Genomic DNA, 25,872 nt, shown 5'->3' on the forward strand with positions numbered 1-25,872 from the left:
GAGCAAGATCATTTGCTATCTAAACTGATTTTATTGAATAAGGAGGCGCATTGGCTTATGTGCGGACGCTATACCATAACGGTATCCATCGAGGAGTTAATGCTGCGCTACTGGAATCTTGATACGGCCATTCCCTTTCACCATCCCAAGTACAACGTCGCTCCGGGACAGATGGTGACCGCCATCATTCACGATGGCAAGAAGAACCGGCTGGGCGAGCTGAAATGGGGGCTGGTCCCTTCATGGGCGGATGATCCGAAGATGGGGGGCAAGCTGCTGAATGCACGTTCCGAGACCGTATGGGACAAGCCGGCCTTCAAAAAACTCATTCAGCGGAAACGGTGCATCCTGCCTGCCGACGGCTTCTATGAATGGCGCAAGGATGCGGCGGCCAAGCAGCCAATGCGGATCGTTCTCCGCAATTCCAGCCTGTTCAGCATGGCTGGCCTGTACGATACATGGGTTTATCCCGATGGGCAGAAGCTGAGCACCTGTACAATTCTGACGACGGATGCCAACGAGCTTATGCAGCCTATCCACCACCGGATGCCGGTCATCCTGAAACAGGAGGATGAGCAGGCTTGGCTGGATCGGACGTTTCAGGACCGTGAACGGCTGAGCCAAATGTTGATGCCTTTTCCAGCGGACGAGCTCCGTGCTTATCCTGTTACTACGGACGTAGGCCGAGTATCCTTCGATGAGCCGGCCTGTATTGAACCATTGGCCGATGACAGTACGCCCTGATGCTGAAATAGATGGATAAGCTCCATCGCTGCTGCGCAGGGGCGGCCCACTGATTCATAATTCCATGAACAGCAAAAAACCGCTCCCTCGCGATGGGAGCGGCTTTTTGCTTCTGATGCATTTTTTTTGAGTACTCATTGGCAGTGGTTAGAACATACTTGATCTCATTCCAGGTCACGCACTGAACCGGTCACCAGGCTTGCCGGGCTAACGGAACATCGCCCATAATTTAATCAGATGAATCGTATTCTTAGGATCTATGCGCTGTCCCAGGACAAATGAAATCATCTGATCCTCCTGTACCTGCGTGAGCGGCTCCTGTAAAATTCCCGCCGTGGTACGGACCAGCCTCCGCACCTTCGTCCGGTCCTGCAAATCCGATTTGCTCAAACCATCCAGGGCTTTCTTGACACGATCCTTGGTAGCTTGGTTTTTCATTTTCACTTTGACGCGCTCGACCAATTCGGGCCGAATCCCGTATTTTGTGTAGCTCATCAGCAGTTTAGCACCTCCGTCCGGCTTTGAAAAGCCAATCGTAGTACTATATGCCATAGACGGGCTGAAAAAAACTAGTCCAACAATTCGCCCTGAAAAAGTTGATCCTGCTTGAGCACCACGCGCAGCTTTTCGTATGCCGCCGCCGTCCAGAAATCCACCTGCCCCGTCAAGTCAGCGGCATCGTCGCGAGCCATCTCAAGCACCTCGAAATCCGCCGCCATATCGGCCAGCTTGAAGTCAGGAACGCCGCTTTGCTTGGTTCCAAAAAAATCGCCGGGTCCGCGCAAATCCAAATCGCGCCGGGCCACTTCAAATCCGTCGTCCGTCTCCGTCATGACCTTCATCCGTTCACGGCCTGTCTCCGATTTGGGATCGGCAATGAGGACGCAGTACGATTGATGGCCGCCACGGCCCACACGGCCGCGGAGCTGATGAAGCTGCGACAGTCCGAAGCGCTCGGCATCCATAATGATCATGAGCGTCGCATTCGGCACATCCACACCGACCTCGACAACCGTCGTGGCCACGAGCACATGGATGCGGTTATCGCTGAATGAGCGCATAACCTCGTCTTTCTCCGCAGCCGGCAGTCTGCCATGGAGCAGACCGATTGCCAAATCGGGAAACGCCTGCTGCAGCTGGACATGCAGATCGATGGCGTTTTGCACGTCAAGCTTTTCCGATTCCTCTATGAGCGGACATATAAAATAAGACTGCCGCCCGGCATCTACCTCGCGCCTGATAAACCCGAACACACGCTCCAGCATCCCGTGCTTTACCCAGTAGGTCTGGATCGACTTCCTGCCTTGAGGCCGCTCGCGCAGCGTGGAGACATCAAGGTCGCCAAAGGCCGTAATCGCCAGCGTCCGCGGAATCGGCGTAGCCGTCATCGTCAGCACATCGGGGTTCAAGCCCTTCCTGCGGAGAATGCTCCGCTGGTTGACGCCGAACCGGTGCTGCTCATCCGTTACCACAAGACCCAGACTGCGGAAATTGACGCCTTCCTGAATGATAGCGTGGGTCCCGACGACAATATCGGTTAAGCCCATTTGCAGACTGGCGACGGCATCCTTTTTCTTGCGGTCGGTCAAACTGCCGGTTAATAAACCCACTTCCATCCCCACCGGTTCAAATAAACGCTGCAGGGAACGAAGATGCTGCTCGGCCAATATCTCGGTCGGCACCATTAGCGCCCCTTGATGACCGGCTTTGACTGCTGCGAAGAGCGCAATGGCGGCGACCACCGTTTTGCCGGAGCCTACATCGCCCTGAAGTAAACGGTTCATACAGGAGGGCTGCCGCATATCGGTCAGGATCTCATTGACGACCTTCTTCTGCGAGTCCGTCAGCTCGAAGGGCAGCGTCTGGGCGAACATCCGGATGGATTCCGCGTCGACGACATGCGCGATTCCATCCATCCGCTTCCGGTTTAATGAGCGGTAGGCCTGCAGCTTCAACTGAAAGAGGAATAATTCTTCATATACCAGTCTGCGCCTGGCCGCCTGCCCTTCCGATGTATCATCCGGATGATGAATGCGCTGCACCGCCTCCCGCCGCGGCATCAGACGATGCTTGTCCACCAGCACATGCGGCAGCACCTCTTCAATCATCGCCCCATACTGCTCCAGCGCCTGTTTAATGGTTTTCCTGATCCAAGGCTGGGTAATGCTGCCCCCGACGGAATAGACCGGCTGGAGCGTCCCTGAACGCGCTGTGCCCTTATCCGGGAATTCCGAGTCGGAGACCGTAAGCTGCAGTCTGCGCTGCTCCCATTTGCCCGTCAAGATGATTTCCCGGCCGGGAGTCAGCTGATCCTGCAGAAACTGCCGGTTAAACCACACCGCCGTCACCAGCAGGCCGTCCACCATCACCTTGCAGGTCAAGCGCGATTTGGCACGCCCGTAACGCTGCAGCGAGGGAACGCTCATAATTTTCCCTTGAACGGTTCCTTTTTCCCCGTCCTTCGTTTCCGCCAGTCCTTTGATCCGGTAGTCCTCATACCGGAATGGGAAATAATCCAACAAGTCGGCAATCGTATGGACGCCAAAGGCGTGAAGCTCCTGTTCCTTTTGAGCGCTCACGCCTTTGGCCTGCCGAACCGCTATCTGATCAAGCCTCATCATACTATTTTCACACCCGATTTATGAATAATGCGGCGGTACCAGGACCGACATGCGTTCCAATGACGGCGCCGATCTCCGTTTGCTTGATATTGCGCACATTCAATTGTGCCTGGGCAAGCGCTGCAAGCTCCAGTGCGTTATCGCTTTTGTAGGCCCAGGCGACCATGATTTCAATGGGATCATTACCGAAATCCTGTTTGAACAGATCGATGACCCGCTGCATCGCTTTTTTTTGTCCCCGGACCTTATCGATCGCAGTCACCTCGCCGCTGTCATCCAAAGACAGGATCGGCTTCACATTCAAGATCGATCCGAACAGCGCCGCCGCTTTACCGATTCTGCCGCCTCTTTTGAGATATTCCAGCGTATCCACCAGAAAATACAATCTCCGGTCCTTGGCCAGACGGTCAATTTCCGCCAGAATCTCTTCCTTGGAGCTCCCCGCCGCCGCCATTTCCGCCGCTTTTACGACAAGCATTCCAAATCCGTAGGAGGCCGACTTGGAGTCGATTACTGTGATATCGCCTTCCTCTTCGAGCAGGGAAGCCCCCAGAGAAGCGGATTGATAAGTGCCGCTGACCGCGGATGACAAATGAATGGAAATAACCGATACGCCAGGCGTCTGCTTGGTCAAGCGGCTGTAAACCTCCATAAACTCAACAGGCGAAGGCTGTGAAGTTGTGGGCAAGGACTGTGAGGCCGCCATTTTCTCATAAAATTCATTATTTCCGATCGTGACGGCATCCTGATAGGTCTGCTCTCCGAACATGACCTTCAGCGGCACCATATCGATGCCAAGCTGCTCCCGAACCCGCCTGGGAATATCCGACGTGCTGTCTGTCACAATTTTGACCGTGCCCATATCCAGTTCTACCCCCTACTCAACTGCAAATAGATAAGGATAAAGCGGTTGTCCGCCCTCATGCACCTCAAGCTCGGCATCCGGATAGGTATCCCGCACCCAGGCTTCCAGTTCGGAAGTCTCTGCCTTGTCAGCCGGCTCTCCCGTCAATACCGTGATCAGCTCACCACCGTTCTCCAGCATCAGCGTGAGAAGCTCCCTGCAGGTCAACTGCAGGCTGGGTGTGGCGCTGACGATCGCTTTTTCGAAAATACCCAAATAGTCTCCTTCGCGTATTTCGATGCCGTCAATGGTCGTATCCCTGATGGAATGCGTGACTTGTCCCGAGCGCACTTGAAGTGCGGCCTCCGCCATCGCTTCCCCATTCACAGCGGCAGAATGCTCATCACGGAAAGCCAGCATAGCTGCAAGACCCTGCAGAATCGTTCTCGTCGGTACGACCGTCACATTTCTTCCGGATAGCTCCGCCGCCTGCTCCGCTGCCAGAATGACATTCCCGTTATTGGGCAGCAGATAAATTTGGTCTGCGGACAGCGACTCGATCGCTTTTACAAAATCCTCCGTCGAAGGATTCATGGTTTGTCCGCCTGACAACACGATATCAACATTGTTTTCGAGGAAAATCGAATTGATCCCCTCACCCATGGCAACGGCGATAATTCCGTACGGAGCCCATTCATGAGCCTGCTCAACAGGTACGGAATCAGCAGGCGCGCCGGTCAAGACCTCGGGAACGGCAAGTCCAAGCGCTGCATCCTCTACGCTTATGGACTCGCTCACCCCCGCTCTCTGCCAGGCCTCTTCTTCAGTCTCTGCGGTTTCACCGGCCTTCATCAGCTCCCGGTGCTGCTCGCGCATATTGAGAATATGAATATCCGTAAGCTCGCCGTAGGGCAGAGCATAATTGAGCACATCTCCGGGCCTGCGCGTGTGCACGTGGACCTTGATCACCTCGTCATCGGTGATGACCAGGAGAGAGTCGCCGTCCCGGGAAAGCAGCCGCTTGAACGCGGTCTCGTCGAATCGCCGCACACCAGGTCCGGCAAGCTTTCGGTTGATGAAAAATTCCATATCGTATAAGAATTCAATGGTTTCCGTTGATAGACGAGACTGGGCGCTTGCCGGCTGCTGCTTCTGCAATACCGGCGCCGCGGGCTTCTGTACTTCGTAATAATCAGACCGGATTCTTTGAAAATCATTATCCTTCGTTTGTTCAGCCAGTGCATCCAAAAATCCTTCATAAATATAAACAAGCCCCTGTCCGCCCGAATCCACGACGCCTACCTGCTTCAGCACAGGCAGCTGATCCGGCGTACGCGCCAGCGCCTCGTCAGCTTTGCTATGAAGCTCGCGGATAAGATCAATCATATCGTTTGAACGCCTTGCGTAGGCAACCGCATGCTTCGCCGCTTCTTTCGCAACGGTCAGGATCGTTCCTTCTACCGGCTTTGCCACAGCGCGATAGGCCATATCTACACCGCTTTGCAAAGCGGCGGCGAACTGCACGGTATTCACCTCTTCAAGAGCCGATACGCTCTTAGCAAAACCACGAAACAACTGCGATAAAATAACGCCGGAATTGCCCCTGGCGCCCATAAGCAGCCCTTTGGAAAGCGCTTCCGCAACTTTGCCCACAGCCGGAGAAGGTTTATTTTGTAGTTCATTCGTGCCTGAGGTCATCGTTAAATTCATATTCGTGCCGGTATCTCCATCGGGTACCGGAAACACATTTAACGCGTTTACACGTTCCACGTTCCGTTGAAGAAATGCTGCTCCGCTGAGTACCATTCCCGAAAAGTCAGACCCGTTAATCAAGCGTTTATTCAAGTGCCCTAGCCCCTTCCTACCGAGATACACGTACGCCCTGGACAAAAATATGTACGTAGTCCACTTCCAGACCAACCACTTCGTTGAGCACATATTTTACTTTTGACTGGATATTGTGTGCGACTTCCGAAATTTTTGTTCCGTAGCTCACGATGATGTATAAGTCGATATGTACGCGTTCGTTCTCCCGGCGGACTTCGACCCCGCGGGACAGATTATCCCTGCCGAGCAATTCGGTGATCCCATCCTTAAGCTGTTTGCGCGAAGCCATGCCAACCAGTCCATAACACTCCAACGCCGCCGAGCCGGCAAGCACAGAGATTACATGATCGGTTATGAAAACTTTCCCTACTTCCGAGTTAAGCTCAAGTGGCATGGAAAATCACTCCTTCTTTAACTATTATGGACTAAACAACATTGTACTATAAATAACGACGTTTTAGAAGTATAGACCCCATTTTACGTCAATTTTCTGCTAATTGCTCCGTCTCCCGAAAGAAAATCCCCTGGGCAGGTGCTTGATGGATACTGGAGGATATGCTATTATATTTAAGTGTGTTTATTTGCAAGGAGCTAATTAATTCTTCTTGTGAACAAAAGCTTAATTGTATTCTTTGAATTGTAATTCAAACAGGATCGCAAAAAATCCTGAGGAGGTGTATTTTCATGTCACGCAAATGTTTTATTACGGGCAAAAGCCCAGGAACGGGTAATCACGTTTCTCACGCCAATAATAAAAACCGCCGCACTTGGGGCGTCAACGTTCAAAAGGTTCGCATTCTTGTTGACGGCAAGCCAAAACGCGTTTATGTCAGCACTCGCGCTCTGAAAGCCGGTAAAGTAACCCGCGTATAATCGCCAAGAAGAAATATGTGACGCCGTCCTCTGGCGGCGGAATCAGCTTTCTTCCCTCTGAAATATAAGCAAAGCGTGGAGTACGTTAACCTTTCTCATATTTCATGGAAAAGCACCCGAATCCGTTCAGGTGCTTTTTTTGTATTCCAACAGCTATGAACTTACGGTTGCTTCCAGAAGCTGCGCGACGCACAGCAAGTCGAGCCCCGGTATTCAATTCAATCCTGGTATCTCTACACAGAAAACAGCCGTCCGTGGCACGGCCGGCCTCTGCTTCCTGCGCGCTACCCGCGCACGCAAGTCCTTGCAGCGCGCTCTGCATAAGACCAGCGGGGCTAGTTTTTCTGGAACGTATTTAAGATCGCTTTGACGAATCCACCTAAAAATTTCGGCAGCTTGATTGTGTAAAATTTCATGCTCCACCCCTCCTCCAAAGCTTACAACAACAATTGCGAGTTCCTGCTGCTGTGGAAACCTGACGTACATCGTGAACCGTCCTTATCCTAGAGAAAGCCGCAGTTAACTTGTTCTCGAAAAACAGCTCTCTTCGCCTTCCCATACGCTGGGACATTACGACATAAAAAAAAGGCTACAAGAACGTTCGTTCATGTAACCATCCTATGCAATTCCGGATTGTCCTATTCCAACTTGGGGCTCCTCATGTTGTGAGCTACCCTTTCACCTGTTAAGGTTGAATAGGATTAGCTTTCATGTAGCTTACCATGGCAATGATGATGACAAACAAGAAGAAAAAGAACACCGCAAGCAGGATAAAAATAATGCGTGACCCGATTTTTGGGAATTTGCGAAAAAATAATACTCCGATCACCAGCGCAAGCAAAGAGAACACGATATTGATTCCCGTCTTGAAGGTGGAAAATAAACCAAGCATCAGGCCTGCCCCCAGGCTGTATATAAAGATCAGCAGGCCGTTTTTTATCCGCTCTCCCATGGATCCTGGCCCTCCTAGCGCAATGCGGCTATGGCAGCCGCGCGGTCTTTCTGTGAGAACACGCTGCTTCCGGCTACCAGCACGTTGGCACCGGCTTCCTGGACGAGCGGCGAAGTCTGGGCGTTTATTCCTCCGTCAACCTGCACATGAACGTCATTCAGGCCCCGGGCCAGCAGCATCGCTTGCAGCGCTCTGAGCTTGGTTACAGATTGCGGGATAAATGCCTGTCCGCCAAAACCGGGATTAACGGTCATAATCAGCACCAAATCCAGGTCGTCGAGCAGGTTCTCCAGCACATTAACGGGGGTAGTGGGGTTAAGTGCGACCCCGGCAGGCAAGCCCGCTTCTTTAATCATATGCACAACTCTGTGCAAATGAACACACGCCTCCGCATGAATCGTAATTCGATCAGCCCCTGCCTGTACAAAGTCTGAAATATATCTCTCCGGCTGTTCAATCATCAGATGGACATCAAACGGCAGCTTTGTATATGGACGCACAGCGCTTATGACAACCGGCCCGAATGTGAGATTCGGGACAAAATGTCCGTCCATCACATCAATATGAATCCAATCCGCGCCGGCCTGCTCCAGTTCTTTGATATCTTCTCCCAATGTCGCAAAGTTTGCCGACAGAATCGATGGTGCAATAAGCGACATGTTTAATACCTCCGCTTTCTCTCTTTCATTTCATTCATGAAATGCTCGTAATTTTTATGTCTGGAAGGGGCAATTTCGCCGGCCTCCAGCGCCTCCAGAACGGCGCAGTCAGGCTCATGAAGATGCGTGCAGCCGCGGAATTTGCAGGAAGGCGCAAGCTTGCGCATTTCCCGAAAGCAATCTCCCAGCTCATCAATGCCAAGCTCCGTAAAATCCAGCTGGCTAAACCCCGGTGTATCTGCCACATAACCTCTTCCTGTATGGATCAGCTCGACCTGGCGGGTTGTGTGCTTGCCTCTTCCCAGCCTGGCGCTGATTGCATTGGTTTCAAGCGATAGGCCTGGAACCAGCGCATTCAGCAAAGAGGATTTGCCGACACCGGATTGACCGGCGAATACGGCGATATGACCGTGCAGCCGTTCCATCATTTCAGAGGTTCCTTCGCCAAGCCTCGAACTTGTGGTGATTACATCATATCCGATCGGTTTGTATATTCGAAGCACCTCATCCATGGATTGACGCGCCTGCTCCGTTTCCTCGCCCTCCACGGTCAAATCCTGCTTGCTGAGGCAGAGCATGGCCTCGATTCCGGCATGTTCGATGTGGACAAGAAACTTATCGAGCAGCTGCAGATTAAGGGCAGGCTCTGTAACGGAAAAAACCAGAACGGCCAGATCGACATTCGCCACAGGAGGGCGAGCAAGCTCTGAACTCCGGGGCAGGATCGTATCGACCGTTCCTTCGCCATTCTCCGTCCGCTCATAGAGCACCATGTCGCCGACAAGCGGCGATTCACCGCGCTTCTTGAAGATGCCGCGGGCACGGCATTGAATCGGTTTTGACCCCGCGGCATCCTCTTCAGGAAGTACATAATAATAGCCGCTAAGCGCTTTTACAATCCGACCGACATGTTCTTCCCGCTTACTGGGGCTGGTCTGTTGTGTTCGTGCTTTGGTTGCCATTTATGTCAGTCTCCTCATTTTGGTCCGGTTGATCCACAGGCGGATCTTCCGGTGGCGGTGCCATTCCAGGTATGGTATCCGGCGTAGAATCCGCCCCCGCCTTCACTTCTTCATAGGTGCGGGCAAAAGTATCGGCAAACTGCCCGTCCCGGAATACAGAAACCATCGCTTCCGTATTCGGATCCAGTACAACTTTTACATTGAAGGTCTCGGTATCATTAATGGTTTTCTTGCCCCACTCGATATTTTCCCCGCGCGCATCGGTATATGTAATGCGCACTTCACTAGGCTGTCCTGCAATTGCCGGTGAAACCGTAATATTGAATGTGTATTCGAGAGCATCCTCAGGGTAACCGGAGCTGATCGTCAGCGTGATTTCATCACCTTTGGATACAGGCGCATCCTTTTCAAACGGATATTGGGTAAGAACCGTTCCTTCTTCTTTATAACTGCCCTCGCGGACGATATCCTTAGCTTTGACTACCAGACCTTTTGCTTCCAGCGCTGCTATTGCGTCTTTCTCGCTTTTGCCCACTACATCAATCATAGGGAAGGTTTCCTTGCCCTTGCTGACCTTGAAGGCGAAGGTTGCTTTCTTCGGATCGAACTGCTGGCCGGCTGCCGGCGTCTGTTCGGTGACCGTGCCAGCTTCCTGGTCGCTGAACACATCTTCTTTGCTGATCCGCTCCTCGGAAACACCCAGTGCGATGAGCGAATCCACCACCTCTGTATAAGTCTTTCCTGAGTAATCCTCTACGCCTTCAAGCTTAGGTCCCTTGCTCACATACAGCTTGATGAAGGAGCCTACCTTAACCCGCTGGTTGACTTTGGACTGTTCATAGACCGTACCTTCCGGGATATCCGCTTTTTCCATGTATACGGTGGGCTCTTCCACCTTCAGGCCAACCTGCTCGAGATTCTGGCGCGCTTCCGCCTCTGTCTTGCTGATCACGTAAGGCACGTCCACTTCATCAATATCGAACCAGCTCAGCACCGTTCTCGCACCCCAGAAAACAAGCGCAATGACAATCAACGTTACAAATACTGTAATGACAGGCTTGACCCATCTGCGCCTGCTTTTGCCTTCAACAAGTCCTGTGGAATCCCAGCGGTTCTCCTCCGTATCGGTCGATACCGCCTTGTCGCCACGCCCATTCCCTCCAGTCGACGCCAGCGTATCGATAATGCTGCCGCGAATAGCCGGCATCACGCGCGTTTCTTCAAAATCCGAACCGCTGACAAAAGTGATCTTCGGCTCCTTCAGACGCTCGGGCTGCAGACAGGTTTCCAGATCGCGCAGCATCTCGTCTGCCGAATTGTAGCGTTCACTGGGATTTTTACGCATCGCCCGTAAAATCACATTCTCAACACTTTGCGGGATATACGGATTGACCACCCTTGGCTCTTCGAATGTCTCCTGCAGATGCTTGAGCGCGACGCTGATCGGGCTCTCGCCAAGAAATGGCAGTTTGCCGGTCAGCATCTGATACAGCACAATACCCAGTGAATACAGATCCGACTTTTCTCCGGTGCTAATGCCTTTGGCATGCTCGGGGGAGAAATAATGCACCGAGCCCAGCACCGAGCCCGTTTGTGTAATCGTGGAGGAAGTAACAGCACGGGCGATGCCGAAATCGGTAACTTTCACACGTCCGTTCTTGCCTATTAATATATTATGAGGCTTGATATCCCGATGAATAATTTGGTTATGATGGGCATGCTCCAGCGCATCGCATATCTGAATGGCTATGCGAACCGCTTCTTCGGGCTGCAGCGGCGCCCGCTCCTGAATAATTTCGTTCAGGTTGTGACCTTCAACATATTCCATGACAATATAATGGGTTTCGTCCTCTTGCCCTACATCGTAAATGCTCACCACATTGGGATGAGACAAGGCGCCTGCGGATTGGGCTTCCCGGCGGAACCGGCGGATAAACTCCTCGTCGTGCACAAACTGCTGCCTTAAGATTTTGACGGCAACTTTGCGGTTAAGCAAAATATCATGGGCTTTATATACGAGAGCCATTCCCCCGCCGCCAATGCGGGTAATGATCTCGTATCGACCGCCTAATTCATGTCCAATCATGTCGGTCACTCCTCTTGCTCTGTGTCTTCGGCATGATGCAGCAGGACGACCGTGATATTATCGTCCCCGCCGGCCAGCAGCGCCAGCTCAACGAGCTTGTCCGCTTTCCCTTCCAAGTCGAGCTCCTCCTGGAGAATCGTCTCGGCTATTTCCTGTTCGGTGACCATATTGGTAAGACCGTCGCTGCAAAGCAGAAGCAGATCGCCGGGCAGCCATGACAAGCCCTTTACATCAACCTCCACATCAGCGTCTGTGCCAAGAGCCCTGGTAAGCACATTGCGTCTGGGATGCCGGGCTGCTTCCTCCACGCTGATTTGTCCCGATTTAACAAGCTCATTGACCAGCGTATGATCTACGGTCAGTTGGGTTAATACCCCGTCTCTCCATTTGTACGCCCGGCTATCCCCGATATGACCAATTACGCCATTGTCCGGCTGCAGCAGCGCCGCCACCACTGTCGTTCCCATATTATGGTATTGATCATTGCGGGAAGCCATATCAAATACAACCTCATTGGCCTGCAAAATTGCTTGGCGGATCAGCATTTTCCTCTCATCCATCGACAGCTCCGCAGATGTTCCCTGCATGGCTTCGCGGAACGTCTCGACTGCAAGCTGGCTTGCTACATCGCCAGCCTGGTGACCGCCCATGCCGTCAGCTACAATGGCTACGGCAATGCCGGTTTCCGTCATTTCCGCATATCCCCGGTCCTCGTTCACGAGTCTTATCCGTCCGATATCACTGCGAAAAGCTATCTTCATATATTCACCCCACCGCTCCGTCCATATGTTTGGCCCGTAGTTGTCCGCAGGCTGCCGCAATATCATGACCTTGTTCTCTGCGGATCGTCACATTAATATTATTACGTTCCAGTACCCGGTGAAATTCAAAAATCTGCTCGCGCGGGGTTCTGACATAATCACGCTCCGGCACGTGGTTGACCGGGATCAGGTTGACATGACAGAGCATGCCTTTGAGCACATCTGCCAATTCCTGGGCATGCTCACTCTGATCGTTCACACCGCCGATAAGGGCATATTCAAACGTAATGCGCCTTCCGGTTTTGGCGATGTAATTGCGGCAGGCTTCGATGACATCCTCAAACGGAAAACGGCGGTTGACCGGCATCAGCTTGGAACGCAGCTTGTCATTAGGGGCATGGATGGAGATGGCCAAGTTGATCTGGGTGTTCTCTTCGGCAAACTTGTACATGCTTGGCACAATACCGCTTGTTGACACCGTAATATGGCGCTGACCGATATTGAGGCCTTTCTCATGGATCATGACCCGCAGAAATGCCATGGTCGCATCATAATTCTCGAAAGGCTCTCCGGAGCCCATAATGACGATGCTGGACACGCGCTCGTTAGTTGCATCAAGCATCTGCTGCGCTTTCACCACTTGAGCCGTGATTTCACCGGCCGTTAGGTTACGCTTCAGCCCGCCAAGCGTGGAGGCGCAGAAGGTACATCCGATACGGCAGCCTACCTGGGTCGTCACGCAAATACTGTTGCCGTAGCTGTGGCGCATAATAACCGTTTCTATCGCATGGTTGTCATGCAGGCCAAACAGGAACTTCACGGTTCCATCCTTGGATTCGAAGCGTGTAATTTCGGAAAGCGTCACGAATTGAAACTGATCGTCAAGCTTCTGGCGCAGCCCCTTGGAGAGATTCGTCATATCCTCGAAGCTCATCACACGTTTGACATAAAGCCATTCAAAGAGCTGTGTGCCGCGAAAAGCGGGTTCTCCGTTTTCTTTCATCCAATCTTGCAATTGGTCAATCGTATAGTCGTAGATGAACGGTTTCATCATTTCACACCTGTTTCTTATATTATGGAATAGGCAGTCTTCTTGAACCATCAGAAAGGAAATTATCCAACCTGATATTATAGAGTGAAGAAACTTGACTTCGCCGCCAGAAGACGTGGGAAGTGTTTCTTCTTACCTGCCATCGCTTATTTTACCACAAACGCCCATGACAGACCACAGAGGCCGCCTTGGGCGTCATTTTCACGCGTTTATGCACGATTTCACAGCTGTTCTGCCGGTTTCGATACGGCTTTACTTCGCCCGTTTGAACCGGGCTATAAAAAAGCCGTCGCTGCCAAAATGCTGAGGCAGCAATTGAACCGCACCACTAAAATCTACACCGATCACGCCTGCCTCACGAAGAGGCGCAAGGACCTGCTGCGGCCAGTCGGCATCGGGAACAAAGGAAGGGTGCCTCTGCACAAATGAAGCCATTTGCGCCTCATTTTCCTCACTTTCGATTGTGCAGGTGCTGTATACGAATGTGCCTCCGGGCTTTACAAGCTTGACCGCCTCATCCAGAAGACGCTGCTGCAGCCGGGCAATCGATTCAATATCCTCAGGCGACTTCGTCCATTTGATTTCCGGCTTGCGCCGAATGACACCAAAACCCGAACATGGAGCATCAAGCAGTACAACATCAAAGTCAGCCCCGGGATATCGGCTCGCCAGATCGGACGCATCCCCGCTGACAGCCTCGACCACAGTGAGGCCAAGCCGCTCTGCCTGGTCTTCAATCAGCTTGCGCTTGTGAGGATGCAGATCGTTGGCGATGAGCCGCCCCGAGTTGTCCATAAGCTCAGCCAGATGAGTCGTCTTGCCGCCAGGAGCGGAGCAGCAATCCAGAACAGTCATACCCGGCTTTGGCGCGCACACCTGGGCAACAAGCATCGAGCTCTCATCCTGCAGGGACCAGAGACCCTCTCCATAAGCCGCAAGCTGTGTCAAATTGCCGGCATGGCCGCTCACAACCAGTCCGCCTGCCGCAAGCTTGGATGGTGACGCCTGAATTCCCTCTTTGGCAAGAAGCTCTGCTGCTTTCTCCTCAGAAAGCCGGAGCGAGTTCACACGCAAGCTGGCATGGGGAGATTCATTTCCTGCCCTGCATATCTCTTCCGCGACCGCTTCTCCATAGGACTCAATCCATCTTCTGACCATCCAGTCGGGATAGGAGTAGGTGAGGCCGATGCGCCTGACGGGATCAATCTCTTCGATCGGAAGCTTCATCTCGGCAAGCCTGCGAAGCATATTGCGCAGAACTCCGTTGACCATTCCGGAAATTCCGGAGTGACCCCGCTGCTTTGCGATCTGCACCGCCTCATTAACTGCTGCATGCGCGGGAATGCGGTCCAGATACAGAAGCTGATACGCACTCATGCGAAGCAGCTGATGAACCCACGGGGCCAGCTTGTCCAGCCCTTTGTCAACCAGCTTCTCCAGACGGTAATCAAGCGTACGCTGCTGCTGAATGCTCCCGTAGACCAGCTCAGTCGCAAGCGCCGCATCCTGGCGCGTCAGCTGTGCGTCCTGCAGAGCGCGATTTAGCTGCAGATTGCTGTAGGCTCCGGCCTCGGCAACTTTGACAAGAGTTTGAAGCGCTATCTCCCGGGCGGTATGCTGCCTGGGCTTGCGCTGGTCCCCTCTGCTGGGGTGGGGTGATCCCGTCTTCTTTGCTTGCCCTGAAGCTTTAACAGCATTCACCGGGCCGCGGGATGATTTTTTTCCCTGCTGTGTTTTCCCGGCTTGTTGTACCTTCGCGGGATCGTTCTGATCCGGTTTATTCACAATTGGACGCCTCCAAAAACTGTACCTGCTTCAAGTCGCGCACCCTTCAGCCATTCGGATGCAGGCATGGCTTTCTTGCCTGCCGGTTGAATGACAGTAAGCAGCAGCATGCCCTCACCCGTCTGCACCAATATGCCTTTTTCATCCGCCTTCATCACCGTTCCCGGCTGCCCGCCGGATGCTGCGGCCGGTGGAAGCGGCCGGCAGCCCCACACTTTGAAGGTATCCCCATTTAGAAGCGTGAAAGCGCCAGCCATCGGCGATAGTCCGCGCACCTGATCATATAGACTTCCGGCTGATCGGGTCCAGTCAATCCGTTCATCTTCTCTGGTCAGATTCGGGGCATAGGTGGCATCGTCGTGATTCTGCGGCACCGGCACCGCCGTGCCATCGGCAATCGATGGCAGCGTGCGCATAAGCAGCTCCGCACCGGCCCTGCTGAGCTCTTCGAACAGCTCGCCGGACGTAATCACATCGTTAATTGGCACCTCTATACGGCTGATCATATCACCGGTATCGAGTCCTTCAGCCATATACATGATGGTGACTCCCGTAGTTTTCTCACCGTTCATGACGGCACGCTGTATCGGCGCACCACCCCGGTATTTGGGCAGCAGGGAGCCATGCACGTTAATACAGCCCAGACGCGGCGCATCAAGCACAGCCCTAGGCAAAATCTGTCCGTAAGCTGCCGTCACAATGAGATCCGCTTTCAATCCGGCAATGCGGGCAACCGTTTCAGAGGTTCTCAGCCGTTCAGGCTGCTCAACAGGCAGACCGCGCAGAAGCGCCGCATCCTTGACCGGAGGCGGCGTCAATGTTTTTTTGCGTCCTTTGGGACGGTCTGGTTGGGTGACAACAAGTACAATTTCATGCCCGGCGCCGATCAGCGCCTCTAGTGAAGGAACGGCAAATTCCGGCGTTCCCATAAATACAATACGCATAGCGTCACTCCTCGCGTGGTGGTCGCGGACGTGATGCCGCGTCATAAATCTCATCGGCAATGTCCGTAAACAGCACTCCATTCAGATGATCAATCTCGTGCAGAAACGCCCGTGCCAGAAAATCCGCCGCTTCCATTTCGAACAGCTCTCCGTTTCGGTCGAAGCCTTTTACCCGAATATGCTGGGCACGGCGGACATCTCCATTGAGATTCGGAATACTGAGGCAGCCTTCCGGACCGAACTGCTCCCCTTCGGCCTCCACAATCTCCGGATTGACCATTTCAATGAGCCCATGATCATCACCGATATCAACCACGATAACCCGCTTGGATATGCCGACCTGCGGAGCGGCAAGCCCCACTCCGTCCGCGTCATACATCGTTTCCGCCATATCTCTCAGCAATTTATGCAAATTCGAATTAAATTTGGTAACAACAATCGCCTTCTCCCTCAAAACAGGATCCGGATCCTTCACAATAAGACGTATTGCCACAACCGTTCCTCCTAAAAGTTATTGCGTGGTTATAGCTGAATACTCGAGGGAACCCGAGCGATTCAAGCCATAACTCACTTCGTAAGCGATACTATTTTGCAAATCGCTATAGGATCATTTGTGGATCAACATCCACACTGATGAGTACAGGCGGTTGACCCAGCTTCCCCGAAAGTCCATGGATGGCCTGCTTCAGCATGCCGACTGCGTCAACGTTTCCCCGATATTTTATCATACATTGAAAACGATAGCGATCTTTCATTCTGGGGATAGGAGACGCTACGGGACCCAGAATATCAATAAAACTGCGGCTTTCACCAGCGGTTCCGGATACCCCGCTGTCATTCGTCATCTCTCTGAGCCGGGTGGACAGCTTCTCTCCGACCGATATAAGCAGAGGCAGCTGTTCATGCGAGAGAGTTACGAGAATAAGCCGGCAAAAAGGAGGATAGGACATAAAACGCCTGTGCTCCAGCTCATGAGCAATAAATGCGGAATAATCATGCTGCTGTGCCGTTATAATCGCATAATGCTCCGGGTTATAGGTCTGGACAATAACTTCACCCGGCAGCTCATGTCTTCCCGCCCTGCCTGCAACCTGCGTAAGAAGCTGAAATGTTTTCTCCGCGGCGCGAAAATCAGGAAGATGCAGCGATGTATCCGCAGCGATAACACCCACTAAAGTAACATATGGAAAATCAAGGCCTTTGGCTACCATTTGCGTACCAAGCAAAACATCCGCTTTACGCTCGCCGAAAAGCGTCAGCCATTTCTCATGCGAGCCTTTCTCTGTCGTCGTATCGACATCCATTCGAATAACGCGAATGCCAGGAAAAAGCTTGGAGAGCTCTTCTTCAACCTTCTGGGTGCCGGTTCCAAAAAAACGGATATGCTCGCTTTCGCAGGTCGGGCATTTCGAGGGGGCAGCTTCAGCATGACCGCAGTAATGACACCGCAGCGCCCGTGATTTTTGATGATAGGTAAGCGAGATGTCGCAATGCGGGCAAAGTGCCGTATACCCGCAGGAGCGGCACATGACAAAGGTTGAGTAGCCCCGCCGGTTCAGCAGCAGCACCGATTGCTCGCCGCGATCCAGACGATTCTGCAGCTGCTCATGCAATTGACGGCTGAACATGGAGCGGTTGCCTTCGCGCAGCTCCTCCCTCATATCCACCAGCCGGACAGGCGGCATCGGTCTGCCCCCTACCCGGTCCGGCATCGGCAGGAGTCCCGAGATCCGCCCTGTGTCACGCTTATCCCGAAATGATTCAGAAGCACCTGATGCTTCGCTGTGATCTTCTTTGGCTGCGGCAGCGCTGAAATCCGCTGAGCTTGCGCTCCCCGTTCCAGGATGAGTGGCCGCGGCATAGCTTTCAAGTGAAGGTGTGGCTGACCCAAGGACAACCGTGGCATGATGCTGTCTTGCTCTACGCACGGCAACATCGCGCGCATGATATTTCGGACTCTCTTCCTGCTTATAGGAGGATTCATGTTCCTCATCAATAATAATAAGTCCGATCCTCTCGAACGGAGCAAATATAGCCGAGCGGGCGCCAACTGCAACCTGTGCCCGCCGCTCGCGGATTTTACGCCATTCATCATAGCGCTCCCCGTTCGATAACCGGCTGTGAAGCACCGCCACGGCATTGCCGAAGCGGCCTTTAAAACGCTCCACCATCTGTGGAGTCAGGGAGATTTCCGGTACGAGCACAATCGCCTGCCGCCCCAGCTCCAAACAATGCTGGATCGCCTGCAGATATACCTCTGTCTTGCCGCTTCCAGTTACTCCATGGAGCAAGAACACGCGGGGGTCGCCAGCGTCGACTGACGCTTCGATTTTTTGATAAACAGCCCGCTGTCCCTCCGTGAGGGGCAGCGGGGATGTCCTTGTAAAGTCGCGCCCCGCATAAGGATCGCGGTCATGCTCTACCTCGCCAAGCGTAATAAAGCCTTTGTCTGCCAGTGTCCGCACGGTACTTGCCGTCGTTGGGACTTCCTCCACCACGACCTGCATGGCAGCCGGTTCTCCCCGCTTCATCATATACTGGAGCACTTCCCTCTGCTTGATAGCACGGGGCGGAATCAGGTTCAACGCTTCAAGAGCAGCCTCTCTGTCCACAGGCGGGAAGACGGTCAGAACCTTCCGTACAGCCATCCTGTCACGAATGGATACACGCGCAAGAAGCAGGCCGTCACGGATAGCAGCCTTTACGGAAGCCGCATCGGCGGGATACCGCTCCTGCAGACTCGTCATACGGACAGTTCCGCCGTTATGACGGATATAATCGACCCATCCTCCCGCAAGAGACAACAATGTATGCTCGGCTTTGACCGCATCCTCGGACAAAGTAACCGTCGTTTCCGCTTTCCCCTTGAGTGCTGCCGGAATCATCGCCTGCAGCGCGATCGTCAGCGGACAGCAATATTTATCACTGATCCACTGGGCCAGCTCAATCAAGTCCGGAGACAATGGAGGCGTATGGTCAAGCAGCTCGGCAACCGCTTTAAGCTTGGACCGGTCTACATCCGCCCATTCCGCAAGGGAAATAACGAAGCCCTGAACAACCCTTCCTCCGAAGGGAACCCCGACTCTGCTGCCGACTTCGACCCAGCCCGTCCACTCCTGGGGCACTTCATAATCAAAAGGCCGATCGGTTTGTCTGCTGGGGACGTCAACGATCACTTTAGCGATCATTCCCCGGCCACCCGGGCTGACATCCGTTGAACAATAATTTCCAGGAGGCGGTCGGCAACCTGCCTTTTCTGCATCAGAGGAACCGTTTCGATAAGTCCCTCCTCACCGTAAATCGATACAATATTGGTATCGTGATTAAATCCGGCCCCCGCTTCGGCGACATTGTTGGCTACGACCAGATCGCAATGCTTGCGGTGCAGCTTGTCCATCGCATACTGCTCCATCTGCTCCGTCTCCGCAGCAAAGCCGACAAGATATTGCCCCTGCTTGCGTTCGCCGAGCGTCTGCAATATATCCGTTGTACGCTCGAGCTCAATCACCAGCCGCTCATCCGATTTCTTGATCTTCTTATCGGCTACTGCAACGGGGCGGTAATCGGCCACTGCCGCTGCTTTCACAACGATGTCCGCATCCTCATAGCGTTCCAGTACCGCCTGGAGCATTTGCTCTGCCGACTCGACTTTAACAAGCGTTACGCCGCCGATAGCTTCCGCCGTCGTTCTTGCCGCAATCAAGGTTACTTCAGCGCCGCGATTAGCCGCCGCTTCTGCAAGGGCGAATCCCATTTTACCCGAGGAATCATTGGTCAAATAGCGGACTGGATCGAGCCGTTCCACTGTTCCTCCGGCGGTAACCAGAACCTTCTTTCCTCTTAGCGATTGGCTTTGTGCAAACCAGAGTCCAGCCGCATGAACAATATCCTCAGGCTCCGCGAGCCTGCCTTTGCCGACGTAACCGCAGGCCAGCTGGCCCGTACCGGGTTCAATAAACCTGACGCCGCGATCCGCAAGCAGCTGCATATTGCGCTCAACCGCAGGATGCGCGTACATATGGACATTCATCGCAGGAGCCACCAGGACCTGTGCGGTTGTAGCCAGCAGCGTCGTACTGAGCATGTCATCCGCCAGCCCCCCCGCCATCTTCGCCAGAATATTGGCCGTAGCCGGAGCGACAATGAACAAATCCGCACTGTCTGCAATATCGATATGGGATACAACAGACGGGTCATATTCATGGAAGGTATCGATATGAACAGGATGACGCGATAAGGTTTGCAGGGTCAAGGGCGTTATGAACTTGGTTGCGGATTCCGTCATAATGACCCGCACTATTGCACCTGCCTGAACCAGCTTGCTGCACAGCGCTGCCGCTTTATAAGCGGCAATCCCCCCCGATATGCCAAGTACAATCGTCTTTCCTTTCAGCATGCTTCTCCTCCTCTCTTTCCATTCCATTCAAGTAACAGCAGCCTTTATGAGTGATAGCGGCCATGAATAAACGGTCCTTGGGCATCCTCAGACGCCAAACGCGATTATTTACCTGCACCTCTTAGAATTCTATAAAATTGAAACAAATAAATGCTATAAGGCAAGAAGAAACGGCTGTCGCCGTCCTCTGGTGGCGCAGCAAGTTTCTTCCCTCATATCTTATAGAAGAGGATAAATGTGAAACTTATACATGATATAAGGTTAAAAAAATAACAACCACAAGGGTTGTTATTTCGGGCATGAAATCATCTTGCTTAATCCTGCCTGTTTGTACTTTCTACAACCAGTATATCGTGATAAATCTCCTCCAGCGCAACACCCACATACTTATGGGATCTCGGATTGCGAAGTTCGGATTTGGCGCCGTCCCGGATCATTCTTGCCCGTCGTGATGCAGCAACAACTAATGAATACTTGCTGTCCACTTTCTTCATCATCTCATCGATCGATGGATACAACATATTTCTTCACCTCGCTCGCTTAGGCTTTCTCGGAAGCTTCCTGCATCGTTGCAAGCTCGGCAATGAACCGGTCCTTGCGGCAATGCTCGGCCGTGATGATGCTTTGTATTCGATGGCAAGCCGCATCTATTTGGTCGTTCACGACTGCGTAATCGTAATAGCTGATCAGATTCATTTCCTCAACGGCCACTGACATCCGATGGTCGATCACATCCGCATTCTCCGTACCGCGGCACGTAATACGATGCTTCAATTCGTCCAGGGAAGGAGGAACCAGGAAGATAAAAACGCCTTCAGAGAATTTTTCTTTCACTTTCAACGCGCCCTGAACTTCAATTTCCAGAATGATGTCTTTGCCCATAGCAAGCGTACGCTCCACAAAATCCCGCGGCGTGCCGTAATAATTTCCGACATACTCGGCATATTCCAGAAGCGCATCATGCGCAATCATATCCTGAAATTGTTCTCTTGTTTTAAAAAAATAATTAATACCGTCTACTTCACCCTGCCTGGGCAGCCGAGTCGTTGCCGACACGGAATATACAAGGTCACTCTGCCTGCGCCGCAGCTCAGAGCATACCGTGCCTTTACCGACGCCAGAGGGGCCGGATAAAACAATCAATAATCCTCTGCTCATAATACTCCCCGTCACTATTCGTCGTGATCGTCATCCTTGGTTGAAAGCCGATGAGCCACCGTTTCCGGTTGGACCGCCGATAAAATGACGTGATCGCTGTCCGTTATAATAACAGCGCGAGTCCTTCTGCCATAGGTCGCATCGATCAGCATATGCCGGTCGCGCGCTTCCTGAATAATTCGTTTAATAGGTGCTGATTCCGGACTTACAATGGAAATAATCCGATTGGCGGAAACGATATTGCCGAATCCAATATTTATTAATTTGATAGCCACGCCAGGTTCCTCCTCCGACTCTCTCCTGTATGCAACAGCAATATATACATGATGTATAGATGAACGCAAGAACGAAAATGTATAATTTATCTGCCAAATGAAGGAAAAAGCAGAGCCATTGCACTATTCTTGACGAAAAAAGCCCGGAGCATACGTTTGTCCTCCTGGTTTAAAAGCTGCACAGATTCGGCCGGCATTGGCTTGTCTGTCTTTAAGTGAGCGCAATCAAGCCGGCATGGCAAGTGCATCCATTGCTCTATTCTAATTCATTTTCTTACAACGAACAAGTGTTAAGAGAGCTCGCAATAAAAAATAACTGCAGACTGTCAAACCGTCATCTGGAGCAAAGATAAAACAGACGGCAAAATATTTATCGGGCGACGCTCGTTTTTTCCCATACATACCGGGTCAGCTTGACCGTCATATCGTAAGACAGGAACGGGGTAATGAGATAGATCCCTTTAAAATGCGGAAGGGCTGCTTCCAGCAATTCCTCGGCAATCCTGACGCCCTCTTCCCGCCCCGCTTCGCCTTCCAGACCCGCCATCCGTTTGCGTACTTCATCCGAAAGCTGGATGCCGGGCACTTCATTGTGTAAATATTCAGCATTACGGCCGCTCGCAAGCGGCATTATACCGATGAAGATCGGAACGGATAAATGGCGGGTTGCCTCGGCGATCTGGATGATTAAATCCGGATTATAGACGGGCTGAGTCATAATATAATCAGCGCCATATTCAATTTTGCGCTCCAGGCGCTGCACGGCTTTGTCCAAATATTTTACATTGGGGTTAAAAGCGGCTCCTGTGATAAAATTCGCTTTTTGCTTGAGCGCCTTCCCCGAAAAGGATACTCCCTCATTCAGCTGTTTGATCATTCGGATCATCTCGAAGGAGGTCAGATCATAGACAGAGCTTGAATCCGGCAAATCCCCGAATCGCGCCGGATCTCCCGTAACCGCAAGCACATGGTCGATCCCCAGCGCATCCAGCCCCATCATATGCGACTGCGTGCCAATCAGATTGCGGTCACGGCAGGCAATATGCACCAGAGGCCGAAGGCCCACCTGCTGCTGCACGATGGAAGCCAGCGCCAGATTGCTCATGCGCGTGACAGCCAGTGAATTGTCCGCCATCGTTACCGCGTCGGCACCGGCTTCTTTCAGCGCGGCTGCGCCGGCCATGAATTTGCGGATGTCCAGATCGCGCGGCGGATCCAGCTCAACAATAACCGTATGGCGCTCCTTCACCAGATCAACAATGGAAGGCCCTGCGGCATTGACGCCTCCGCTGCCCGTGACCGTGATTTCCGGTTGAGGAGCAATGACTACGGGACGCTCGGCGGTCATGACCGCTGCCCGCATTTCCGCGCTCACGGGCCTCGGCACATAACCGTCCAACGATGCGGATATTGCGGCTATATGCTCGGGTGTTGTCCCGCAGCAGCCGCCGATAATCCGTGCGCCGCGGTCAGCGAATTTGCGTGCGGATTCTGCGAAATATTCAGGCGTAGCGGTGTAGAGATACTTGCCGTCCACATAATCCGGAATACCCGCGTTGGGAAAAATGGACATCGGCAGAGAAACCTCTGCGCCAATGGCGTCTATTGCGCGAAGAATTCCATTCGGGCCGCTGCGGCAATTAAAGCCGACAACATCCGCTCCTTCTTCTTTCAACCTCTCAAATGCAAAGGCCAGCGTATGACCATCCTGCGTCACCGCCTCCTTCTCAATGGCAAATTGGCAAAGCACGGGAATGGCCGATTGCTGGCGCACTAACTTGAGTACAAGCAGCGCTTCCTCCAGGTCATAGAACGTCTCCAGCAGCAGCCCGTCCACTTCCTCGCTCAAGAGTCCGTCAATTTGCTGCTGAAACGACTGCTTGAGATGATGGGAGCGGATGTTCTTCCTTTTGCCCGCACGGATTGAGCCGATGGCTCCTACCACATACGCATCGCTGCCGACAGCGGATCTGGCGATCTGTACGCCTGCCTTGTTGATTGCCGCAACATCCGAGTCCAGCCCGTACCTAATCAAGCTTTCCCGATTGGCCGAGAACGTGTTGGTTTCGATAATCCGTGCGCCGGCCTCATAATAACGGCGATGCACATCTGCAATTACATTTGGTTTGAGAATATTAAATTCTTCATAAGAAACGCCGACCGGGAACCCCATTTGGTATAAAAAAGTTCCCATCGCGCCGTCGCCGGTCAAGATGCGCGATCCCAGCGCTTCCCGTAAATCCGGTTTCATGGTCAAAACTCCTTCTGTCATTCGTTACAGCTTTCCGTTGAATACTTCTGCTGCCGGTCCTGTCATATATACATGGTTATCCGCTTCATTCCACTCAATGAACAAATCCCCGCCTTTGAGCGAAACGGTCGCTGTACGGTCCGTGTATCCATTCAGCACGGATGCCACGACGGTGGCGCATGCTCCTGTGCCGCAGGCAAGCGTTGGCCCTGCCCCGCGCTCCCATACGCGCATGTCCGTAAAATCTCTGGACCGCACGGTTACGAATTCCACATTGATTTTACGAGGGAACAACGGATGAACCTCCAATTTGGGGCCCCAAAGAGCAAGATCGAAATTGACGGCATCATCCACATAAATGACACAGTGCGGATTGCCCATGGAAACGGCGGTAAATTGAAACTCCCGGCCATCTACTTCGATTGGATGATTAATCACCGGCTCGGCATCAATTGTGGTCGGCACCTGAAGACCGTTCAGAATCGGTGCCCCCATGTCGACGCGGACCGTTTGTACTTTGCCATCGCTCACCGTTAACTGCACCCGCTGGGCACCAGCTCCCAATGTTTCAATTGAAATGTCCTGTTTATCGGTCAGACCCTTGTCATATACATATTTGGCCACGCAGCGGATCGCATTGCCGCACTGCTCGGCTTCCGATCCGTCTGAATTGATGATGCGCATCCGAAAATCCGCGATTTCCGATGGCAGAATATAGACCAATCCGTCCGCACCGATGCCAAAAAACCGGTTGCACAATTCCTCGGCAAGCTCTGCTGCGTTCGTTGGTAGACTATCCTCGCCTGCGACAATGATAAAATCATTGCCCAGCCCATGCATTTTTGTAAAATTCATCAGCTTGCACTCCTTTATCCATAAGGGAAACAGTAGTTAAGATTTCTTATTAGCATAACGCAAAGCGTGTCTGATGGCTATTGATAATTTCACTCATTGTTTGCACATATCCCCCTACGTCCCCCTTGGAAAGGGGGATTCCCTCTGACTTTCCCTCCCTAAATCCCTCCTGAGGAGGGACCCCAAGGGCCCCGGCCCTCTGGACACCCGGATGGAATAACGTGGCTGGTAGAGAGATGCTCCCTGGTCTGGTATTTGCGTGCAGCGTTTTCGTCCCTTGCGGGACACACTTCCATTCCATGTACCTTTGGTACCTGATGCCCCGTTGGGGCTTGAATAACGTTGGATGGACAGAGATGATCCCTGGTCAGGTATGAGTGAGCAGCGTTTTCGTCCCTTGCGGGACACACTTCCTTTCGATGTACCTTTGATACCGGGTGCCCCGTTGGGGCTTGATTAACGTTGGATGGACAGAGATGCTCCCTTGTCAGGTATGAGCTTGCAGCGTTTTCGTCCCTTGCGGGGCACACTTCCATTCCATGTACCTTTGGTACCTGGTGACCCGTTGGGGCTTGAATAACGTTGGATGGACAGAGACGCTCCCTGGTCAGGTATTTGCGTGCAGCGTTTACGTCCCTTCGGGACACACTTTCATTCGATGTACCTTTGGTACCTGGTGACCCGTTGGGGCTCGAAACAAAACCCTGCTCCGGCTGTGTGAAGTGCACCCCTTAGAATAGACATTGGAAAAACCCCCTGGTTATTCCGATGAATTCTAAGGGGTGCATTTTTATGGCGATTAAAGGACAAAAGTATCAATACTATCCA

General features: G+C 52.7%; 24 protein-coding genes. 2 read left to right on the plus strand and 22 right to left on the minus strand.

Annotation, left to right across the window (positions count from 1 at the left end; all coding sequences use genetic code 11):
- Window positions 1-57: 57 nt before the first annotated feature.
- Window positions 58-744 carry an SOS response-associated peptidase gene (locus AC0YOA_RS15545; protein WP_475787358.1) on the plus strand — a complete coding sequence of 229 codons (687 nt, stop codon included), beginning with the start codon at window positions 58-60 and terminating at the stop codon, window positions 742-744.
- 207 nt (window positions 745-951) lie between these two features.
- Here the strand turns inward: AC0YOA_RS15545 and AC0YOA_RS15550 are convergent, their stop codons facing one another.
- From AC0YOA_RS15550 to AC0YOA_RS15570, 5 genes are all read right to left on the minus strand, one after another.
- Window positions 952-1,239 (minus strand): stage VI sporulation protein F, encoded by a 288-nt coding sequence (locus AC0YOA_RS15550; RefSeq protein ID WP_475787359.1) that lies wholly within the window; start codon window positions 1,237-1,239, stop codon window positions 952-954.
- 74 nt (window positions 1,240-1,313) lie between these two features.
- Window positions 1,314-3,362, minus strand: a complete 2,049-nt coding sequence (recG, locus tag AC0YOA_RS15555; RefSeq protein ID WP_475787396.1) for an ATP-dependent DNA helicase RecG — start codon at window positions 3,360-3,362, stop codon at window positions 1,314-1,316.
- 10 nt (window positions 3,363-3,372) lie between these two features.
- Window positions 3,373-4,227, minus strand: a complete 855-nt coding sequence (locus tag AC0YOA_RS15560) for a DegV family protein (RefSeq protein ID WP_475787360.1) — start codon at window positions 4,225-4,227, stop codon at window positions 3,373-3,375.
- A 15-nt stretch (window positions 4,228-4,242) separates the two neighbouring features.
- The gene (locus AC0YOA_RS15565; RefSeq protein WP_475787397.1) at window positions 4,243-6,015 is read right to left on the minus strand and encodes a DAK2 domain-containing protein; all 1,773 of its coding nucleotides are present in this window, start codon (window positions 6,013-6,015) and stop codon (window positions 4,243-4,245) included.
- Window positions 6,016-6,070: 55 nt separating this feature from the next.
- Window positions 6,071-6,430: an Asp23/Gls24 family envelope stress response protein gene (locus AC0YOA_RS15570; RefSeq protein ID WP_210047081.1), complete on the minus strand. Its 360-nt coding sequence runs from the start codon at window positions 6,428-6,430 to the stop codon at window positions 6,071-6,073.
- Window positions 6,431-6,720: 290 nt separating this feature from the next.
- Between AC0YOA_RS15570 and rpmB the strand changes: the two genes are divergently transcribed.
- Window positions 6,721-6,909 (plus strand): 50S ribosomal protein L28, encoded by a 189-nt coding sequence (gene rpmB, locus AC0YOA_RS15575; protein ID WP_210047080.1) that lies wholly within the window; start codon window positions 6,721-6,723, stop codon window positions 6,907-6,909.
- 335 nt (window positions 6,910-7,244) lie between these two features.
- Here rpmB and spoVM read toward each other — a convergent pair whose 3' ends face one another.
- From spoVM to dapF, 17 genes are all read right to left on the minus strand, one after another.
- Window positions 7,245-7,325, minus strand: coding sequence for a stage V sporulation protein SpoVM (gene spoVM / locus AC0YOA_RS15580; protein ID WP_010345573.1), 81 nt, complete (start codon window positions 7,323-7,325; stop codon window positions 7,245-7,247).
- 269 nt (window positions 7,326-7,594) lie between these two features.
- Window positions 7,595-7,861 (minus strand): hypothetical protein, encoded by a 267-nt coding sequence (locus AC0YOA_RS15585; protein WP_475772716.1) that lies wholly within the window; start codon window positions 7,859-7,861, stop codon window positions 7,595-7,597.
- A gap of 14 nt (window positions 7,862-7,875) precedes the next feature.
- Entirely contained in the window at window positions 7,876-8,520 is a 645-nt protein-coding gene (gene rpe / locus AC0YOA_RS15590) for a ribulose-phosphate 3-epimerase (RefSeq protein ID WP_475787361.1), read from the minus strand.
- 2 nt (window positions 8,521-8,522) lie between these two features.
- Complete coding sequence (gene rsgA / locus AC0YOA_RS15595) at window positions 8,523-9,482, minus strand: ribosome small subunit-dependent GTPase A (protein ID WP_475787362.1); 960 nt, start codon at window positions 9,480-9,482, stop codon at window positions 8,523-8,525.
- Complete coding sequence (gene pknB / locus AC0YOA_RS15600; protein WP_475787363.1) at window positions 9,442-11,568, minus strand: Stk1 family PASTA domain-containing Ser/Thr kinase; 2,127 nt, start codon at window positions 11,566-11,568, stop codon at window positions 9,442-9,444. Before pknB ends, rsgA begins: the two co-directional genes overlap by 41 nt.
- 5 nt (window positions 11,569-11,573) lie before the next feature.
- Window positions 11,574-12,329, minus strand: a complete 756-nt coding sequence (locus AC0YOA_RS15605; RefSeq protein ID WP_210047075.1) for a Stp1/IreP family PP2C-type Ser/Thr phosphatase — start codon at window positions 12,327-12,329, stop codon at window positions 11,574-11,576.
- Window positions 12,330-12,333: 4 nt separating this feature from the next.
- Complete coding sequence (gene rlmN / locus AC0YOA_RS15610) at window positions 12,334-13,380, minus strand: dual-specificity RNA methyltransferase RlmN (protein WP_210047093.1); 1,047 nt, start codon at window positions 13,378-13,380, stop codon at window positions 12,334-12,336.
- A gap of 252 nt (window positions 13,381-13,632) precedes the next feature.
- Window positions 13,633-15,165: a 16S rRNA (cytosine(967)-C(5))-methyltransferase RsmB gene (rsmB, locus tag AC0YOA_RS15615; RefSeq protein ID WP_475787364.1), complete on the minus strand. Its 1,533-nt coding sequence runs from the start codon at window positions 15,163-15,165 to the stop codon at window positions 13,633-13,635.
- Window positions 15,162-16,109, minus strand: coding sequence for a methionyl-tRNA formyltransferase (fmt, locus tag AC0YOA_RS15620; RefSeq protein WP_475787365.1), 948 nt, complete (start codon window positions 16,107-16,109; stop codon window positions 15,162-15,164). Before fmt ends, rsmB begins: the two co-directional genes overlap by 4 nt.
- A 4-nt stretch (window positions 16,110-16,113) precedes the next feature.
- Window positions 16,114-16,602 (minus strand): peptide deformylase, encoded by a 489-nt coding sequence (def, locus tag AC0YOA_RS15625; protein WP_475787366.1) that lies wholly within the window; start codon window positions 16,600-16,602, stop codon window positions 16,114-16,116.
- A gap of 106 nt (window positions 16,603-16,708) precedes the next feature.
- Window positions 16,709-19,297 (minus strand): primosomal protein N', encoded by a 2,589-nt coding sequence (gene priA, locus AC0YOA_RS15630; protein WP_475787367.1) that lies wholly within the window; start codon window positions 19,295-19,297, stop codon window positions 16,709-16,711.
- A complete protein-coding gene (coaBC, locus tag AC0YOA_RS15635; RefSeq protein WP_475787368.1) occupies window positions 19,294-20,505 on the minus strand; it encodes a bifunctional phosphopantothenoylcysteine decarboxylase/phosphopantothenate--cysteine ligase CoaBC in 1,212 nt (403 codons plus the stop codon). Before coaBC ends, priA begins: the two co-directional genes overlap by 4 nt.
- A 314-nt stretch (window positions 20,506-20,819) precedes the next feature.
- On the minus strand, window positions 20,820-21,026 hold the full coding sequence (gene rpoZ, locus AC0YOA_RS15640) for a DNA-directed RNA polymerase subunit omega (RefSeq protein WP_210047070.1): 207 nt from the start codon (window positions 21,024-21,026) through the stop codon (window positions 20,820-20,822).
- A gap of 19 nt (window positions 21,027-21,045) precedes the next feature.
- Window positions 21,046-21,663, minus strand: coding sequence for a guanylate kinase (gene gmk, locus AC0YOA_RS15645; RefSeq protein ID WP_475772723.1), 618 nt, complete (start codon window positions 21,661-21,663; stop codon window positions 21,046-21,048).
- Window positions 21,664-21,677: 14 nt separating this feature from the next.
- The gene (gene remA, locus AC0YOA_RS15650; RefSeq protein WP_020615370.1) at window positions 21,678-21,938 is read right to left on the minus strand and encodes an extracellular matrix/biofilm regulator RemA; all 261 of its coding nucleotides are present in this window, start codon (window positions 21,936-21,938) and stop codon (window positions 21,678-21,680) included.
- A 370-nt stretch (window positions 21,939-22,308) separates the two neighbouring features.
- A complete protein-coding gene (locus AC0YOA_RS15655) occupies window positions 22,309-24,189 on the minus strand; it encodes a bifunctional homocysteine S-methyltransferase/methylenetetrahydrofolate reductase (RefSeq protein ID WP_475787369.1) in 1,881 nt (626 codons plus the stop codon).
- A gap of 24 nt (window positions 24,190-24,213) precedes the next feature.
- A complete protein-coding gene (gene dapF, locus AC0YOA_RS15660; protein ID WP_475787370.1) occupies window positions 24,214-25,044 on the minus strand; it encodes a diaminopimelate epimerase in 831 nt (276 codons plus the stop codon).
- Between the last annotated feature and the right edge of the window lie 828 nt (window positions 25,045-25,872).

Source organism: Paenibacillus sp. JT22N12 (genome assembly GCF_056269365.1).